General features: G+C 55.1%; 18 protein-coding genes and 1 pseudogene. 6 read left to right on the forward strand and 13 right to left on the reverse strand.

Annotated features, from left to right (window positions below):
• Window positions 1-168: 168 nt before the first annotated feature.
• The 8 genes and pseudogenes from JAO29_RS02965 to JAO29_RS03000 form a co-directional block, all read right to left on the reverse strand.
• A complete protein-coding gene (locus tag JAO29_RS02965) occupies window positions 169-1,071 on the reverse strand; it encodes a TonB-dependent receptor domain-containing protein (RefSeq protein ID WP_334266688.1) in 903 nt (300 codons plus the stop codon).
• A gap of 304 nt (window positions 1,072-1,375) precedes the next feature.
• Window positions 1,376-1,534, reverse strand: a complete 159-nt coding sequence (locus JAO29_RS02970) for a hypothetical protein (protein ID WP_334266689.1) — start codon at window positions 1,532-1,534, stop codon at window positions 1,376-1,378.
• A 346-nt stretch (window positions 1,535-1,880) separates the two neighbouring features.
• Window positions 1,881-2,114 carry a hypothetical protein gene (locus tag JAO29_RS02975; RefSeq protein WP_334266690.1) on the reverse strand — a complete coding sequence of 78 codons (234 nt, stop codon included), beginning with the start codon at window positions 2,112-2,114 and terminating at the stop codon, window positions 1,881-1,883.
• A gap of 26 nt (window positions 2,115-2,140) precedes the next feature.
• Window positions 2,141-2,896, reverse strand: a complete 756-nt coding sequence (locus JAO29_RS02980; RefSeq protein ID WP_334266691.1) for a HAMP domain-containing protein — start codon at window positions 2,894-2,896, stop codon at window positions 2,141-2,143.
• A gap of 72 nt (window positions 2,897-2,968) precedes the next feature.
• A complete protein-coding gene (locus JAO29_RS02985) occupies window positions 2,969-3,574 on the reverse strand; it encodes a response regulator transcription factor (protein ID WP_334266692.1) in 606 nt (201 codons plus the stop codon).
• A 78-nt stretch (window positions 3,575-3,652) separates the two neighbouring features.
• Window positions 3,653-4,672: a YncE family protein gene (locus JAO29_RS02990; RefSeq protein ID WP_334266693.1), complete on the reverse strand. Its 1,020-nt coding sequence runs from the start codon at window positions 4,670-4,672 to the stop codon at window positions 3,653-3,655.
• Window positions 4,673-4,717: 45 nt separating this feature from the next.
• Window positions 4,718-5,989, reverse strand: coding sequence for a sensor histidine kinase (locus tag JAO29_RS02995; RefSeq protein ID WP_334266694.1), 1,272 nt, complete (start codon window positions 5,987-5,989; stop codon window positions 4,718-4,720).
• Window positions 5,990-6,062: 73 nt separating this feature from the next.
• A pseudogene (locus JAO29_RS03000) lies at window positions 6,063-6,344 on the reverse strand (Fur family transcriptional regulator); the annotation flags it as partial.
• 254 nt (window positions 6,345-6,598) lie between these two features.
• Here JAO29_RS03000 and JAO29_RS03005 point away from each other — a divergent pair.
• Window positions 6,599-7,228 carry a superoxide dismutase family protein gene (locus tag JAO29_RS03005; RefSeq protein ID WP_334266695.1) on the forward strand — a complete coding sequence of 210 codons (630 nt, stop codon included), beginning with the start codon at window positions 6,599-6,601 and terminating at the stop codon, window positions 7,226-7,228.
• Here the strand turns inward: JAO29_RS03005 and JAO29_RS03010 are convergent.
• On the reverse strand, window positions 7,225-7,578 hold the full coding sequence (locus JAO29_RS03010; protein ID WP_334266696.1) for a DUF2950 family protein: 354 nt from the start codon (window positions 7,576-7,578) through the stop codon (window positions 7,225-7,227). The genes JAO29_RS03005 and JAO29_RS03010 overlap by 4 nt on opposite strands.
• Window positions 7,579-8,010: 432 nt before the next feature.
• Window positions 8,011-8,403, reverse strand: coding sequence for a hypothetical protein (locus JAO29_RS03015; RefSeq protein ID WP_334266697.1), 393 nt, complete (start codon window positions 8,401-8,403; stop codon window positions 8,011-8,013).
• Window positions 8,404-8,929: 526 nt separating this feature from the next.
• Here JAO29_RS03015 and JAO29_RS03020 point away from each other — a divergent pair.
• Window positions 8,930-9,277, forward strand: a complete 348-nt coding sequence (locus JAO29_RS03020; protein WP_442886304.1) for a hypothetical protein — start codon at window positions 8,930-8,932, stop codon at window positions 9,275-9,277.
• Window positions 9,278-9,724: 447 nt separating this feature from the next.
• Here JAO29_RS03020 and JAO29_RS03025 read toward each other — a convergent pair whose 3' ends face one another.
• Both JAO29_RS03025 and JAO29_RS03030 read right to left on the reverse strand, forming a co-directional pair.
• Window positions 9,725-10,087, reverse strand: a complete 363-nt coding sequence (locus tag JAO29_RS03025; RefSeq protein WP_334266699.1) for a hypothetical protein — start codon at window positions 10,085-10,087, stop codon at window positions 9,725-9,727.
• 652 nt (window positions 10,088-10,739) lie between these two features.
• Window positions 10,740-11,012 (reverse strand): hypothetical protein, encoded by a 273-nt coding sequence (locus JAO29_RS03030; protein WP_334266700.1) that lies wholly within the window; start codon window positions 11,010-11,012, stop codon window positions 10,740-10,742.
• A 495-nt stretch (window positions 11,013-11,507) separates the two neighbouring features.
• On the opposite strand from JAO29_RS03030, the gene JAO29_RS03035 reads away from it, so the two are divergent.
• The 4 genes from JAO29_RS03035 (at window position 11,508) to JAO29_RS03050 (ending at window position 16,429) form a co-directional block, all read left to right on the forward strand.
• Entirely contained in the window at window positions 11,508-12,341 is an 834-nt protein-coding gene (locus tag JAO29_RS03035) for a hypothetical protein (protein WP_334266701.1), read from the forward strand.
• Window positions 12,342-12,455: 114 nt separating this feature from the next.
• On the forward strand, window positions 12,456-13,430 hold the full coding sequence (locus JAO29_RS03040) for a neuromedin U (protein WP_334266702.1): 975 nt from the start codon (window positions 12,456-12,458) through the stop codon (window positions 13,428-13,430).
• A 101-nt stretch (window positions 13,431-13,531) separates the two neighbouring features.
• Window positions 13,532-15,607, forward strand: a complete 2,076-nt coding sequence (locus tag JAO29_RS03045; RefSeq protein WP_334266703.1) for an alkyl/aryl-sulfatase — start codon at window positions 13,532-13,534, stop codon at window positions 15,605-15,607.
• 75 nt (window positions 15,608-15,682) lie between these two features.
• The gene (locus tag JAO29_RS03050; RefSeq protein WP_334266704.1) at window positions 15,683-16,429 is read left to right on the forward strand and encodes a carbonic anhydrase family protein; all 747 of its coding nucleotides are present in this window, start codon (window positions 15,683-15,685) and stop codon (window positions 16,427-16,429) included.
• Between the two features lie 822 nt (window positions 16,430-17,251).
• On the opposite strand, the gene JAO29_RS03055 is transcribed toward JAO29_RS03050, so the two are convergent.
• Window positions 17,252-17,800 (reverse strand): DUF4136 domain-containing protein, encoded by a 549-nt coding sequence (locus tag JAO29_RS03055; RefSeq protein ID WP_334266705.1) that lies wholly within the window; start codon window positions 17,798-17,800, stop codon window positions 17,252-17,254.
• Window positions 17,801-17,819 lie beyond the last annotated feature (19 nt).

Genomic DNA, 17,819 nt, shown 5'->3' on the forward strand with positions numbered 1-17,819 from the left:
CGATTGACCGTTACCGATGTAAGCCAGATAGTTCGTGTGATTCGCGATGTTGAATGCATCGATCGCGAGCGAGAAGGCTGCCAGATTTTCTTTCCCCCTGTCGAAGCAAAGAGATTGTGGCTCCAGCGAAGATCGAGTTCCGTGGTGTCTCCGCCTGTCAATGTATTTCTATTTATACCGGCTGGCCGGGCGCTGAGGAAATCCGGTGTGGAAGCTGTCGTGGCCGGAGGTGTCAGTGTAGGGAAGGGCAGAATAGCGTTTGACGGAGGCTCCGAGATTAAGCCAGTGATCTTCGTTGAAGGTTGCGAGCAGGTTGAACCGGTGGCGCTGATCAAAATCGGCGCCCCCATGCTCTCCTGCCAGAGTGAATTGGTTGGCCGGATACCAGGCGATGCCGCCAGTGTTGTTCTCGGTATGACTGAGGGTGTACTGCGCCATGCCGGAAAACCATCGGCTCACTTTGCCCTGAAGAGTCAGGTCCAGAGCATTGCCGATTTGTCGGCCCTCTGACTCGAGCTGTCTTATTGTCCCGAAGTCAGGGTCAGGCCGGCCGCTGTTGTAAAACGGCGGAAGAGGAGCATTGGCATCGCGGGAGCGGAAGAGATGTGTGCCGAGGGTGCCGCGGTAGGTCGCAGCTACTGCGGGACCTTTTGCAATCTGCCGCTCGACGCCGAAGCCGAAGTTCAGCGAGTAAGGAATGCGAGTAGCTTCGGTGCGCTGAACGAGATTCGTCGGCAGTGTTGAAAGGTCTGTGCCCGCGGGATAGGGGGTGGGATATGTGGGATTGAGCAGAGTGAAAGAGCGAAGAGCCGATCCGTTGTAGCGCTTGAGGTCGGCCATTGGCTGCGCACCCGAACGGTCGAAGAAAAGACCGCTGCCAGCCCTCAGGATCGTCTTGCGATCAGGAGTGGAATAGGCAAGGGAGAATCGAGGGGCGAAATAGAGCGCGGACTTGAAGTAAGTCTGCCAGTCGTAGCGCAGGCCCGCGTTCACCTGCAGGTTCGGCCCGATCTGTATCTGGTCCAGAACGAATGCACCGATTCCATTCATCCAGAACTTTGCGCGTCCCACACCCGCCTGTTGCGTAAAGGAGTAGGGTGTTCCAGATTCGTAGGCGGCAAGGCTTGCGAAGTGCCGAGGCGATTTGCGTGGTCTTCCCAGGCACGACGGCTAAGGTTGGGAATATTGACGCCGAACTTGACGTAATGATGCTTGTGACTCCAGTTGACGATGTCGTTGATCTTAGATTATTTTCGGTGTTGAGCAGATCGGCCTGAGCTCCGCCGCTGACGAAGGCTCCGCCGACGCTGATCTTTTGTGCGTTCGTTACACTACGCGTAGGGGTTGTAATCCTTCTCGTAAAACAACTGGAGCTTCAGAACGTTGGAGAGATGATCCAGCGATCATTGAGGATGAGATCATCTTCGCGTGCCTGGGCGTTTGTGCCTGTGTGCGCAAGCACCAGCCCGCCGACGCCAAAGTTCTGGAGATGGTATCGGTGACGTTGTACTGCGGTGAGTCGGGGAGAAATCATGTGCGATCCGCGCGGCGAACTCGGTATTGTGAACGGGGGTTGGGACATTCTGCGAGATAATCCCGGATGGAGTATTCGCTCGCACGACCGCTTGAAGGTTATCTTCCTGCCTCGTTCCGGAGAGCAGGAACGTTGTCTTGTGGTCGATCGGGACAGGTCCGGTAACGGAACCTTCATAGATCCGTTTCTGCTCAAACGGTTTCGATGCAAAGTAATTCTTCGCATCGAAGAGAGAATCTCGGAAGGTGAAGTTCAATGTGCCGTGGATCCGGGGAGTCCCCGGTTTGGTGATGATCTCGATCCGCCTTTCCCCGGGCGGTTGGTTTCGACGCTGTAAGGGTCGTTGTTAATGCGCGCTTCGGCGATAGCCGATGCGGAGACTCCTGTACCTTTCATCTCGACGCCATCGTATGGCGTCGACGGGGTCATTGAGTTCAATGAGCTCTGCCGGACTAGATCCTGTTTCGCCGGCTCGCCGCGCCAGCGCGAGAAGGTCGCTGATAAGCGTCGTCATGTACTTGCTTTCGGCGAGGATATCGATAAGCCCCTGGTTCGTCTTTGGGGGATTATCGTGCCGCATGAGGAGCAATTCAGCCGTTGAACGAATCAAGGTAACGGGCGTCGCAGTTCGTGGGAGGCGTCGCCTGTGAACTGCTCAATGCGTTCATAGGAGATCGCAATTCTGTCGAGCATGCGGTTGATGGTGGCAGTGAGCTGGTCCAGCTCATCGTCGGTTCCCAGAATCGGCAGCCTGCGGGAGAGGCTTTTGGCACCGATCGAATTCGTGGACTTCGTAATCTGATCGATTGGAGCGAGGACACGTTTGCTCATCCAGTTGCCGGTACAGGCCGCCAGCAGTCCTGCGATTGGCACGCTCGCGATCAATATCCAGATCAAACCGGTTAGAAGCTCCTGGTATTCGGTTTGATCGACGGCAACCTGAACCAGAAATCCTGTTGGGCCAACCGGGGCGAATCTGTTGATCGTCCGGTAAGAGCGGTTCTCGATATTGATATCGCTCCCGCGAAGTGTGTCTGAGTGCGTAGCGATCGGTGGAACAATGGTCATCGTCTTGGGCTGATAAATGACTGTTCCGTCAGGCGTGCTCACCCTGAACATCTTCCCCCGAGGCAGAAGCGCGGAGTGCTCTCTGAGCTCTTCGTTCCGGGTATCTACGTCCTTGGTGTCGAACTTGTGTTTGACAAAGGCGATGACTCCATCGGCGCCCGATCTCAGCTCCTGATCGACCTGACGCAGCCCCCAGTGTGCTGAGAAGATAACTTCCAAGCCAAGGAGAATGAGGATGGTCATCACCAAGGAGGCGTACCAGACAGTGAGGCGGGTGCGTATTGTTATCGTCATCGCTCGCGATCCATCGTGATCTTGTAACCGAACCCGCGGACTGTGTGGATGAGTTTCGTCTCAGAGCCGCCGTCAAATCTTTGAGCGAAGCTGCTTCATGAATGCGTCGAGCGTACTGTTTTCTACGGTGCGTTCGTATCCCCATACGGCGTCGATGATGGCGTCTCTCCGCAGCACAACATGGGGATTGCGCAAGAGGAATTCCAGCAACAGAAACTCGGTGCGGGTGAGGATAATCTCTCTGCCTGCCCGCGATGCGAGGTGGGTTTGCGGGTTCAGCTCCAGATCTCCAAGCCGGTACGACAGAGCGGGCGAGGCTGAGGCCCGGCGGCCGAGAGCTCTGAGACGAGCAAAGAGTTCAGCGAAGGTGAATGGCCTGGTAAGGTAATCGTCTACTCCTGAATCGAGGCCCTGGACAATATCGCCGGTCGCGTCCCGCGCCGTCAACATGATGATCGGAGTTGAGACCGTGGACTCGCGGAGCGATCTTGCAACGCTGAAGCCGTCCATGCCTGGCAGCATGGCATCGAGAATGATCGCCTCGAACTTATGGCTGAGGGCGATGTCTCTTCCCTCGGTGCCGCTCGAAGCCAGGAAGATGCGATGGAGCTGCTTCTCAAGAGCATCCCGAAGGAGAATCAACATTTTGGGGTCATCTTCGACGATCAGTATTCGCATGGCTGAGCTGTAATGTGATTTTGGGGACGAATGTGATGAAGATGCCGGCCGCAGTTATATTTCCGGCCGGCACGTTTATCACTGAGCCGATGGAGCAGCTTCGATCTGTAACAAGGTGAAGCTGCCAGGGAGAACCGGCTTCTTTGCCTGACTACCCTCAGGGACGGTGCCGAATTTTGCAGAGGCGACGTACACCTTATGGTTGGTCGGATTCAAACCCATGTTGCGGGATCCGGCCGGCGTTTTAAGATTTTGTGTGACCCGGTATTGATCCGCATCGTCCTGATGAATCACGGTCAGGGTGCCGTCCGCGTTGGATGCGAAAACATCATGGTTCAAGGGATCATATCCCGCGCCGTCTACCCCTGCGCCGATGGGAACAGTCGTGATGATCTTTCCAGCGGAGTAATCCGATATTGCCATAACGCCGCTGCGGCAGCCGCTGAAGAGGCGGTGGTTCGCCTTGTCGATCGCCATGGCCACGGGCTGCTTGCAGGGAGCGCTCGACCAGCGCCGCGTCACGATCGCCTTCTTTGCATCGATCTCAACAATATCATTGGTGTCGACGAGGTTTGCGTAGACTTTTCCATCCCCGGCAGAGACGCCATACTCCGGCTTGCCTCCAAGGGGAATATTGGTGATGAGCTTGCCGGTGCCGGCGTCGATCACGGTGGAGGAATGAGCATCTCCGTTGAGCGTGAAGACGCGGTTCGAGGGCTCATCGAGAAGAATGGCGTCCGCATCTTCTGCGGCGGGTGTCCGGCCGAGCACCTTGAGCGTCTTCAGATCGAACATTGCAACGGACCCACCCTTGCCTTCTGTGGCGAAGCCGTGGCCGCTTTTGGCTGCGATTGCTGTGCCGTGGGCTCCATTGATACCCATGACCTCGCCCACGAGCTTTCCGCTCCGTTCATCGACGACCATGATGCGGGTCTGACGCGCGATGTAAATCCGGTGATTCGAAGGATCGGGAATGACGTAATCCCAACTACCATCCCCGCCGAGTGCATAGGACTGCGTGACTTTGTATTGGGCCGTTGATTGCGCGAAAAGGCTACTGGTAACTGCGAGTGCAAACGCGAGGGCTTTACGATACATACATCTCCTTGAAGCATTAGGTTTTCTGTTGGGTGGTTGTACGACTCAGGAATCAAGTTGTATGCCGAAGTGAGATTTGGACTGTCGTTCCCAGGTCTTCGGTGCTGGATACGGAGAGCTCTCCGCGATGGATGTCGGAGATCCATTTCGCGATCGACAGCCCAAGACCTGCATCTTCGGTAATGCTGCGAGCCCTGTCGACGCGATAGAAACGTCGAAATACGCCGGTAGATCCGCTTCCGGGATCCCTATGCCGGTATCGGCCACGGAGACGACGGCATCTTTCCCTACTGTTGCCAGTGTTACGTCGATCCCTCCGCTCGCAGGGGTGTATTTGATCGCATTGTCCAGCAATATCCAAAAGAGCCTTCGCAGTCCCGCGAGATCCCCTAGAACCCATATGGGCGCGCTTTCGGTGATGCGTATCTTCATCTGCTGATGCTTTATCTCAACGAAGGGCCGCGCTTTGTCGCAGCTGTCAACAAGTACTTCGGCGAGGTTCAGGCGCGCGAACGCCGTATCAGCGTGCCCCGCGTCGAAGCGTGCAAGGGTTAGGATGTCATCCAGCAGGCGCGTCGCTTCGCTGCACTCGCGAACGATCTCCTTGAACGCATAGGAGCTTTCTTCATCGAGATTGGGATTGCGAAGGGCAGATTCGGAGAGGGTGTAGATATAGGAGATGGGGCTGCGGAGCTCGTGGGATGCGTCTGCGGTGAATCGAGAAACCTCGTTTGCAGTCGATTCCAGCCGTTCTATCGGTTCGTTACAGGTTTCGGCCACATACTGGATTTCGTCGCCTGTGTCGACGATAGGAAGCCGGCGTGAGAGGTTGCCAATGCTGATCGAACGTGCGGAGGCGGCGAGTTGGCTTACCGGTGCCAAGGCACGGCGGCCCATGAAATACCCAAAGATTGCAGACAAGAGTAACAGGGGCGGCGTAGCAAATAATAGGCCGGTCTTGAACTGCCGGAGGAGCAGAGCGTTGTCCTTGAGCTGACTGGCGACAACGATCCAGACCTGATCCGTTCCAGAGCTGACTAGCTCTGAGAGAACGCGAAAATTGGCGCCGTGATAGCGAACTTTTGTAAAGATCGCGGCGTCTGCCGGTCGTGGCCGAGGCCACGGGAAGTCGTCGGTCTGCCTCGGTTCTAGTGGATGCACGACGTCTCCAGCAAAATCGAAGACGCGGATTAAGTTCCCTTCCGGCATTGCAGCAATCAGGTCGGTGAACTCTTGTTCCCGCCTCGAGGCCTTGGGGCCTTGACCGTGGAGATACTGGATCAGCTCCCGCAGCTGCGTGAGCGTTGCAGGTGGCACAGTTACCGTAGAAAAAGAACTCGTGACCTGTCGTCTTGAACCCCCGCGGAACCTTGGGCTTCGACTGCGCGACGCAACCTTTGAGATCATACACCTTGCCACAGTTGTTGCACTGGAAGTGGTGGTGATGTCCTTTGCCGGAGAGTTCATACCGGGTGGTGTGGCCAGGGATATCTACGGCGTGAAGCCATCCGTCCTCGACGAGCGCCTGGATGTTTCGGTAGACGGTGGCGATACCGACGCTCGGATGGTGTTCAAGCGCAGACTCGAGGGCCTCCTCGGGCGATAGAGGCCGGCCGGCCCTTAAAAAGGCATCCCGAATTGCAGCTTTCTGTTTGGTATTTCGCTTTTCCATCACCTAATAAGATTAGATTCTCAGGAGCCGCGAATCAAGTGTCTGGTGGAGTATGTGTGCCTGAAGCTGTACCCCGTTCTCAGCCAAGTCCTCTAGAACGGAACGGATGCAGAGATCGTCGCACAAACCAGGATTTCTGACGCAAGATGGCTTCATGGCTTTTGTTGAGAGCAGCTTCTCAGTACCATTAGCTTGCAGTGTGCCCAACACACGGCCTGTCGTCCATGAGAGTGCTTCTTCTGAGTAGAACAACGATGTCGATACGATCCCTGCCACTCGTCTCTGTGCTTTTACTGGTCTCACCGTGCTTCTCGCAAGGTCCGGCAACTCACTCCGGCCCCCTTAAAGGGGCAGACGGTGCCTCAATCGGTGAGGTGACCGTCACGCGAGCCCCGAACGGAGTCTTGCTCCGTATCGAAACCAAAGGATTGCCACCCGGCTGGCATGGTATGCACTTTCACGAAAGAGGCGATTGCAGCGATTCAGGCTTCAAGAACGCCGGCGCTCACGTGCACGCGAAGACGCCGGTGGTTCATGGTTTGCTGAACGCCGACGAGAACGGCTCCGGCGATCTGCCGAACCTCTACGTCGCCGCCGATGGAACCGCGACAGTGGAGTTCGATTCCTCATTCGTGAGTATGAAGGGTGAAGGCGATCGTCAGGCGTTACTCGACGCGGACGGCTCCGCCCTTGTCGTGCATACGAGCCCCGACGATTACAAGGGCAAGCCGATCGGGGGGAGCGGGCGCAAGGATCGCCTGCGCGGCGATCGCGGGTCACTTGTCTTCAGAAAGCGCGGGAAACTAAAGCGGGCTTTTCCGATATCGGTGACTCTGTGTTTCTTCCTCCAGGGGGGACGGGAGTCCAGGAATGGTCAGGGTTAAACAGTTCCATTTTCTTGAATTCTGGGGAGTCTCATGCCCGAAGAGTCCTTCTGATAAACAACGCCGTCGTTACTTACGATGAACGTTTGTATTCCTGTCACACCATATTCACCGGCGCTGCAACAAGGGGAAGCCCCCATCATGAAGTCTTTCACGATGCCGCCTTCCCTCCACTTGGCCGAGGGGGACAACTCTTTGTTAGTCAGATTCGTCTGCCCGTACGTGCTATCCACAAACACAGGCGTCATGCAAAAACTCCTCTCGCCCTCCGGCGCACACCGTCTAGGGAATCGATTGAGTGACGTCCATGAGCCGCCATCGGCAGCTAGGCAAATGGGATGCACTGTCATCGTGCGCCAGCACCGCAAGCCGCCACCGACATCAGGATTCTGTGGCAAATGGAGCAGACGGAACAAGGCGAAAGCAAAGCGCCAAAAGGATATGCTTCATTTGCGGGCAACTATCAACGGACGTGCGGCGAAGTGGTATCGCAATGCCCAAGACTGCGATACCAGCAACTTGAACATAGGCGGGCAAATCATTCCATTTGCTCACGCTGCCCGGTCATTCCCATCCGAGACGACCAGAACTATCCTCCGTCTGGGTGCTCCTTCCATCTGCTTGACTATATATCCCAAGGCGTCCGATAGACCGACGGGCGGCTTTGTGCAACGCTGTTGCTTCAAATTTGCAGATCTCCACGGAACGATGAGAGCGTCTATTCCTGCAGGAGCTTCTCGTTATTAGCCGCTACGTCGTCAAGAGATCGTTTCAAACCCAGCTCAAGCCATAGAGAGAAACGTGATCTCGAGCAGTGAGCAGATCCGGTGCAAGGCTGCGATTTGGCGATCGACGTCCGACATGAGATCCATCGCGCTGTGATCCAGCAGGATAGAAAGTGAGATCGGGTCTTCTCCCTCAGGACGCACATGGGTGACCTTGAACCAAGGTCCGGAGTCAACCCTGATGGAAAACCTTCGTTCATCAATTCGGAGTTCAATTCCTTTTCTATATTGGCTGAGGATCAGCGTCGGCATCTGAACCAAACCCGCATAGACGTGCAAGGCTGTAACCGGCTGGTCATAGCGGGAGGGCTTTTCTTGCGCCGATAGTCCCGACGCAGTCCATAAAGCCTTTACTGCCAGCAGGAACAGTTGCATGGCCTTCGCATTCATGGACCTCACCCGGAGAAAATTATGCCTCAGCTAAGAGGGCTAGGCAATCGTCCTTCGCAATTTCTATATCCGTATAGCCCTGTGTCTTTCATGATGGGACTGCCAGATTACAACTATCGCACTTCTTGATTGACTCGAATGTCGGATATCGATCTGGTCGATTTCCGACCATAAAGCCGACCGGTGTCTCGTAACTAGGGTAAAGATGGAATCAGATTCGTCGGATGTGGCAGGCCGATCTCAACTAATCACTGTAAGTTTTCTTTGCTTCAAACCTACGTCTGTAGTAGACAAGAGCAGAACATGCCGCCCGCGAAACTTACAAAAATCGAATTCCAGGTCATGGAAATGCGGCGACGCAAGGCAGCGGCAGTATAGGGTCGGACCTCACGGACTTTCTGATCGGCGTGCCGGATACGAGCCAGCCCGCTTATGGCAATGCGGATAAATATTTCCGGCAAAGAGTCTATGACCTGTTCGTCACGACGACTGGAGGATCAGGCCGGAGCTGACGCTGAGCACTGGACTGCGCTATGACTATGGCTCTCCAATGACGGAGCTGAAGGGCAGGCTGGTGAACCTGGATATCGCGAGCGGCTTTGCGGCGGTGGCTCCGGTGCCGGGGGGCGATCCGACGGGACCGCTGACGGGCACGCAGTATCCGTCGTCGCTGGTGCATCCGGACAAGCGCAACTTCGAGCCGCGGGTGGGGCTGGCGTGGCGGCCATTGCCGACGACGCCCTTGGTAGTGCGGGCGGGCTATGGTGTGTACGTGGATACGTCAGTGTATCTTTCGAGCGTGCAGACGATGTCACAACAGTCGCCGCTGTCGACGAGAGCCATTTTCCGCCGGAAATCAGGTCGAGATTCTTAGCGGTGAACCGGAATTAGCGCTCGGAACCAAATTTCACAGAGTGACGGTTGGCTTCCCTGTGAGCCCATCGCTACGGAGTGCGTGCCTAGACGCAGGCTCGCGTGGTCAACGACCGTCGGCGGCGATGAGACGATCGACCGTTTATCATCGCTGGGGCATCACGGATGTCATGTCCTCTCCGAGGAGACGCAGCAAGCGAATTCTTCCTCGAGTTGATCGGTCGGAACTACCCCGGTGCGCTTTCCGCTATCACGAGCATTGGGTCGAAAGCCTTGACGGGCGGCTGAGGAGCAATCTTCTAAGGCAAAGGACTGAACTCCGCGGTTCTTCTATGGACTCCGGGTCAAGGGTTTGCCCTAAAGGGGTTTGGAAGCGCATCAACCGATTTGGGAGGGCGGTTTAAGCGCTTCTCGGGCGAGGATACAAGAAAAACGTCGCCGAGAGCGCTTAGTAGCCGAGGAATCCGAGCGCCATCTGAGAGGTACGCTTGAGTTCTGCCTTTGTTGCACCATTCGCTGCCGGGATAGACAGGCCTGCAAGAGTCGCCGAGACGAAGCGGGTGAAATCGTCGACATTAAGGTCTTTCGGTGATTCACCAGCTTTTCGTGCCAACAAGAAGCGCTCCTTCATGGCCTGATCATTCTGCCTTCGCATATCGGTCATAATCTCTTTTGCCGGCGCTGCGTCAGGACTACATCCCATGGCTCCCGCCAGTGTCATACAGGTTGGGGGATGATCAGATCCAGCCAGAAACGCGACTGTATTGTCGAACAGGGCGCGGACTACCTTGGAGAGAGTAGGTTCCGACAAAGCCAGAAATGGCTGCTCGGTCCCGTAGCAGATAGCCGACTTTATATTTTCCGAATGGGAGAGGCCCGCAACGTTCTGAAGCCAATCGTAGCGGGAGACCGTAGATTACCAGCGTGAGGGCGCCGCAGTGCGGGTGAGTTAAGCTGCAGAATTATGCCAGCACTTACAGCACTGGTGCCAAAGCTGTCGCCTTTATTCCAAATGCGGATAGAAGGTCCGTTGAACATTGAAATCCGCGAGATCGACCATGAAAACTCGCAGCGACACACCTAGGCATAAATCACATGGCCAGGTGCAGCTTCTTGTTGATGACGCTAAGTTGCTGGTTTTGTGGAATGCCGGTTATCACCTCAAGGCCGAGCGTGCCTGCGCTGACCTAGCTTGTTGAAAAAGTTGCTCCCAAGCTTGATCCCCATTTCTGGAAAAAGGGAGAGATAGAAATAAGCGTTGAGATGAGGATTGGTTCGATATAGGAAGACTTGCCGATATTGATAATTTCATTCGGCCCATCGAGGACGGCCCGAGCTGACAGTACAGCGCGTTCTGCATGGGAAAGCAACCAGTCTTGCCAAGAAGGTGTGGCTTGGAAGGCCCGATAACCTGATGACGCTCTTGCCGATCTGCTGGTTACTTCCTAAGTACCTGTTTGCATCTACAACCTCTTCGAACCGAAACACATGGTCCACCTTGCGCTTGAATGTCCATCCGCAAGTTGGTCGTAGATATAGTGCTTCATTCTTTCGACGCGTTCCGGGATTTTGCTTTGCGTCAGAAGATAGAAGCTCAACGCAACACCGCTCCCTATTCCAGATATCGGGTAGGGCGTTGGTGTGCCGGAGAGCATGCCATAGAGGAAGATCGTTCCCTCGAAGGAGGTCGCTTGCGCAAGTACATCAACGTAATCGCCGCCGACAGGATCAAACACGATACGAGCTAGGTCCTTACGACGCTTTCACTGGTTAGCTAAATACAGACGTACCTTTTCGATCGTCGACATTAATAATTCTTGCTTGTCAAAGGGGTCGCCGGATCGCGGTTCCCTTGATGAAATCCGCGTCTTGCTGCGAGGTCTCTATTCTTCCTATTGGCTTCAAGCCCCTCCGGGCCGTCGGCGCGACTTATCCTTTCTGTTCTGTCATGCTGTGTAGCTTCCTTCCTGGATTAGATGAAGCCGTGCGAAGGACTTCTGCCCCTCGCAAGCAAGCTCTAGTCCAACGTCTCCCTAGAGGTGCAATTTTTTGAATGGTACTTTGTGCTTGATGGCAGGGTTATGCCCGTGCTAGCATGCTCCGTCTTCTCAGTCAGCGAAATCAGGTGAACTCTTCTCGAGCGCGATTGCGGCGTGGGCGGTCGGCTATGCTGCGATTCTTTTTCTGTCTCCAGGGGCTCTGGCCGTTCAATGCCACTCAAAGAGGGCCGCATGAAGCTCTTCAGGGCAAGCGCGACGCTTATCCTCATCGCAGTTGGCATGGTCGCTCGCTGTGTCGCTTCCTCCAACAATCCTCCATGCCCTGAAAATGACGCTCAGCAAACAGGCGCTGCAGTCCAAATAGATCCGGCCAGTGTAGGCGACGACACGGCCTGGCATGTGACGTTGAGCCCCTATCTGTGGTTCCCCGGCGTAAGCGGGACGGTTGGCGTGTTCGGGCGCAATGCGAGTGTGCATCTCGGTCCCGTCGATGTGCTCTCAAACTTCGACATTGGCCTCATGGGAGCTGCAGAGTTTCGGAAGAAGCGGTTTGTCCTCCCCGTAGATTTTTTATGGGTCAAACTGCAAGCCGATCGTGCAACTCCATTCAATCCCGGCGTCAGCTACATAAACGCCAAGCTCACTCAAACTATCGTCACGCCCGGGTTTGGCTATCGAGTGATCAAGAACGACAAATTGAACGTAGATGCACGCATTGCACTCCGGTTCTGGCATTTGGGACAGAACCTCACCTTTCAGCCGTCAGGGCTCTTCAGCAATACGTCGCAATCCGCGAACTGGATTGATGTCGTAGGCGGCGGCAAGATCGAGGCTGCTGTCGCACCAAAGCTGCTGGTGACGATCGTTGGAGACGCGGGGGGAGGCGGCGCGAACCTGGATTACCAGTTCGTCGCGCTCGGAGGCTTCAAAGTCTCCAAGGCTATAACACTGCAGGCGGGCTGGCGTTATCTGGACATTGATTACACCACTGGTCGCCCCTTCTCCTTCGTCCACAACGTTCATCAACAGGGTGCAATCGCTGGTCTCACTATCCGACTGAAGTAGGGCAGGCTTATGCGAGCCAATGTCAGTTCGTCAGGCCTGTAGTTGGCGGAAAGAAAGTGACGAATGGCCATCCATCGAAATGCGATGCAAACGAGAAGTTCGACATCATGCAGAGTGTGGCGCTCTGCGATCGTGTTTGCGTTCCTTGTTTCGATAGCTGATCGTTCTATGGCGCAGGATGGCACTACTCGCCCGGTGAAAGAGTCGAAGGCACCGGCGGCGGCAGCGGCCCAGCAACCTGAACCGGAAGCCTCTGGCGATCTGGCCAAGGCTGTTCAGAATCCCGTTGCGAGCCTGATCAGCGTTCCCGTTCAGAACAACAGCAACTTTGGGATCGGCCCTTATAGTCGCACGCAGAACGTGCTGAACGTTCAACCCGTCATTCCAATAAGCGCCACCCGCGATTGGAACCTGATTATCCGTTGGATCGCTCCAATCGTCTGGCAGCCCGCCCCCGGTACTGCAAACCTGGAGGTCTATGGGATCGAAGAGGACACTCCGGCCTATCTGGCTGTCCAAAGTGCTCAACAAAATGTAGGCGTATTTGGCTTCGCGGATATGATACCGACGTTTTTCCTATCGCCAGCCAAGCCCGGGAAACTTATCTGGGGTGCGGGTCCTGTCTTCGTTTTGCCAACGGCGACCAATAGAGTTCTGGGACAGGGAAAGTTCAGCATAGGTCCTTCCGTCGTCGCGTTGCTTCAGCCGGGTAAATGGACTATAGGCGCACTGGTCAACAACGCCTGGTCCGTCGCTGGTTCATCGGACCGCTCTGACGTAAACCAAATGTCCCTGCAGTACTTCGTCAATTACAACCTGAAGAAAGGTTGGTACTTGTCTGCTGCCCCGATTCTCACCGCGAACTGGCAGGCTGCCAGCGGAAACATTTGGACCGTACCCGTAGGCGGCGGAGTCGGTCGAATCTTCCGGGTGGGATTCCAACCCGTGAATACTACGGCACAGTTCTACGGCAATGCTGCGCACCCTAACAGTGGATCGACGTGGTCCATGCGAATGCAGCTTGCGTTCTTGTTTCCCAAGCTGCCGCCTGAAATGAAGGAAAAGCTAAAGGCGCCGCAGCAGAAGTGAGCATCGAGGTAGTCTCGGGCCTCAAAAGTGGAGATCTTCGGATTTCTGGGGTTCAAATTTTTATCTCAAATCAGAGCTGTCGCGTTCTCAGGGGGACTTAGATGCGGACACCAAAAATCTCGCTTTTCGTATTCATCACTGTGATGAGTTTTGTAGTAACAAGCGCAACCGCCCAAGAGCCACAGCACGTTAGCTCAAAAGCAAAGCCGCCTTCGCAGTACACCGTGCAGGCACAGCAGGAGCAGCGAAAGATCCTGCCTCTGGCCGATAAGCGGGATTTCGAAGAGGCCAAGCGCGGTTTTATTGCCGCGCCGTCCTACCGCAAGATCATGAACGAGAAGGGCGATGTGGCATGGGACATCGATAACTGGAAGTTCCTTCTCAGTGGAACGGACTACGACAGCATTCATCCTTCGCTGCAGCGTCAAGCCACGCTCAACATGGGATATGGGCTCTTCGAGGTTATGCCGGGAATTTACCAGGTACGTGGCTTCGACCTGGCGAACATCTCCTTCATCAAAGGCAAGACCGGCTGGATCGTTATCGATCCACTGACCACGAAAGAAACTGCCGGGGCTGCCCTCAAGTTCGTGAATGAAAAGCTTGGCGCAAGGCCAGTAGTTGCCGTCATCATCTCTCACTCTCATGCCGATCATTTCGGCGGTGTTCGCGGCGTTGTTGACGCTAACGCGCTCGCGGCCGGTAAGGTGCAGATCATCGCGCCCAAAGGCTTCATCTATGAGTCGATCTCGGAGAATCTCTTCGGCGGAAACGCGATGACGCGCCGCAAGACTTACACCTACGGCGACCTGCTCCCCACGGGCCCTTACGGGCAGGTGGATGCCTCCATCGGTAAAGGTGTTGCAAGCGGCGACGTCGGCATTCTTCCGCCCACAAAGGTTATCGATCAGCCGATCGAAGAGATGACCATCGACGGAGTCAGGATGGTGTTTCAGAATACCCCCGGCACCGAAGCGCCCGCCGAGATGAACACATGGTTCCCCGACCTTAAGGCGTTCTGGGCTGCTGAGAACATGGTTGCAGGTCTGCACAACATCCTCACGCTACGGGGCGCACCGGTGCGGGACGCTCTGGCTTGGTCAAAGTACATTAACGAGGCCCTCTACCGCTTCGGTGATCAAGCCGATGTTATGTTCGCGTCGCACAGTTGGCCGCGTTGGGGCAAAGAGAGGATTCAGGAAGTTATGCGGGGCGAGCGGGATATGTATGCGAACTTGAACAACCAGGTCATGCACTTGGCCAACAGTGGCGTGACGATCAACCAAATCCAAAACGTCTATGAACCACCAAAAAGCTTGCAGCAGCTCTGGTACGCCCGCGGCTATCACGGTTCGTATGAGCACAACAGCCGGGCGGTCATCCAGCGCTATTTTGGCTATTGGGACCTGAACCCGGCCACTTTGGTTCCGCTCTCGCCGGAGGACTCTGCGCCGCTCTACGTAGAGATGATGGGAGGTTCCGAGAAGATCATCCCAAAGGGACGTGAGCTCTTCGCCCAAGGCAAGTACCGATACGCCATGGAAATCCTGAACAAACTGGTTTATGCCGAGCCTGAAAACCGGGCCGCGAAAGACTTGCTCGCTGATACCTACGAACAGCTTGGGTATCAGAGCGAAAGTCCGAGTCTTCGCAATAGCTATCTCGCAGGGGCGAAGGAGCTTCGGGACGGCGTTGTTCCGGTCAAGGCCGCAAAGGCGGGCAGCCCTGATTTCGTACGCGGCACGAGCACGGAACTGTTCCTGAATTATCTGGCCATCCAGATGGACAGCCGCAAAGCGGAGGGGATGAAATTCAAGATCAACCTTGTCACCCCTGATAACGGCGAAGAATTCGTGATCGAAATGAGCAATGCCACATTGACTACTATCCCGGGATTCCAGGCGAAAGATGCTGACCTGACGCTCACAATCGACCGGCGCGAACTGGACGACGTCATGATTGGAACCGCCACGCTGGCCGAGAAAATCGCCTCCGGAAAGGCAAAGATGGTGGGAAATCCGGCGGTTCTTGGTCAGCTGGCCTCGACGATGGTGAAGTTCGATAACTGGTTCGAGGTTCTGCCTGGCACTAAAGCTAAGGCACCTGAGCCGCAGAAAAAGGAGCTCTTTTTGGATGATGAAGACGAAGCTTCGATTGCGCTCATGCCGGAGGGATAAGTTCAGATCGGGCCAGCTATTTGTGTCCAGCCAGTTGCGCTATAACTTGCCCGAAAACAAAATCACGGAGGAGTTATGAAAGAGTTATCTAGGAAGTTGGCTGATAGCGGGATTATTGATCGTCGTAATTTTCTGACCGGCTTCGGAGCCTGTGCCATCACTCCTCTTTCTCCCTTGGACATGCAAGTCGCAGTAAGCCTTGCTAACTCGCTGACAAAAGAACAACGCGATAGTATGAGCCCATCGCAGGTAGTTGAGGAGTTGAAGAAAGGCAATGAACGGTTCCGAGCGAGAAAGATGGTTTCTCGCGACTATTTAGCGCAGAAACGATCTAGTGCTACGGGACAATATCCTGCTGCAGTGGTCCTTGGATGCCTGGATTCACGTGTCCCCGCGGAGATCATTTTTGATGTGGGCATCGGTGACACGTTCATCGGAAGGGTCGCAGGCAACGTCGTAAACGATGATATGCTCGGCAGCATGGAGTTTGCCTGTGCCGTATCGGGCGCCAAAGTGGTGCTGGTTCTGGGACATACCGCATGTGGAGCGGTGAAAGGTGCTATAGACGATGTCGTGCTGGGTAACCTCACAGGTTTGCTGGCACGAATCAAACCGGCTATACCGTTAACGAAGTACGACGGCGAGAAGTCGAGTAAGAATGCGAGCTATGTCGATGCCGTTGCGCGTATTAATGTTGTGTTGGGGCTCGCCGAGATCCGCAGACGCAGTCCTATTTTGGAGGGGTTAGAGGAGAGGGGAAGTATCCACATCACGGGTGCGATGTATGATCTTGCCACCGGCGTGGTGGAATTCGTTAAGTGATCGCATTTTCGAGCCGGTTATGCTCGCCGCTATGATTGTTGCTTTGCTACTAAGTGGCGCACTCTTGCTAATTATTACGTCGGCCCACTGAGTGCTGGCTCCAAGCCGTTCGACGACCTCCGACGACAGAGCATCGGGGCAATTGATTGCGAGTACGCGTTGCATTTGGGGCAGCAAGACTGTGTCCGTTACAGCAATGTACCGTAGACCAGTGATTTACGAGAATGCTGAGGAATGAGACTGAACATCCCGGCTGATCACATAGCCTCGGTTGAGCTCTTCACAAAAGGTAGTGGAGTTCCAGTGGAGATGCATCTGTACACGCAGGGTAGGCATGCGTTCGGACTGCGGGGCACGAAGTCTCTGGTAACGAGATGGCACGCCCTAGGCAACGCGCGCATTATCGCCAAGTCACTCATGAGCCCTTGATAGGGTACCGGAATTGATCTTCTCGCCGGCTCGCAGCCGCTCTTTATCGCCCTGCTTGATTTTTGCCTGAGCGCGAATCTGGTTTAGCCCACCATATGCGTGTGTGACGTTAAAGACGAGGAACAGACCGAGACGACACCTGGCTAGGTGCCGGTGTGATGATGTGAAACCCAGGTAGCAATTCGACAGCACCACAGGTCCAGCCGCCGGACACATATTAACCGTGCGGCTCCTCGTTACCAAGGAGCCGCACAGTGCTGACATCATCCGGTGTCTTTTCGGATTCAACTAGCCAGTAATAGCAGGGCTGAGAGAAACATCAGCACGCCTTGCCGTGGTTGGTTTCGCACACAAGGTTGTCCATGTCCTGAAGGCCGTTGTTAACTCTGGTTTCTATTTAGGTGGATAGTTCTTCAACAATTTACGCATTGCCTTATTCAAGCTTTTTAGATTCTTCTCTTCATTGCTGCTGGGGTCGAGCGTCTTGGTTGCCGTCCCCGTCCACATAAGCTGCTTTGTAACGGGGTCATACATATCTAGCACGAGGTTTCCATTGGCAACGGCCGAACTGGTAGCGGATCCCATGCCTATGCCGGCGCCCCAGAAGGGTCCCGCGCCCGAACCAGAGCCGTTCCATTGCCTTTCGTGATCGATACCGACTTGATAGCTGATCTCGAGATCGGCTTTGTCACTGTCCGTCTTAGTCAGACCCTTTGCCGCCAACTGCGAATCCACAGATTGCTTGATTTCAGCATCGACAATTTGATTTGGTTGCGACCTACCTCGGGTTGTGACCCACCTGTAGGTGTGATAGCTCGCGAAATTGGCGCCCGGCATAAAGTTATAACGGACCTCCTGCCCCATTGCCGCAATGGATGCGATCGACAACACTGCTATTACCATAACGAACTTTGTTAAATTGATCTGATTGAATTTCTGCATTGTTCTCGTCCTTTTCTTT

It is taken from the genome of Edaphobacter sp. HDX4 (assembly GCF_036877565.1).
In the GTDB taxonomy this organism is placed as follows: domain Bacteria; phylum Acidobacteriota; class Terriglobia; order Terriglobales; family Acidobacteriaceae; genus Edaphobacter.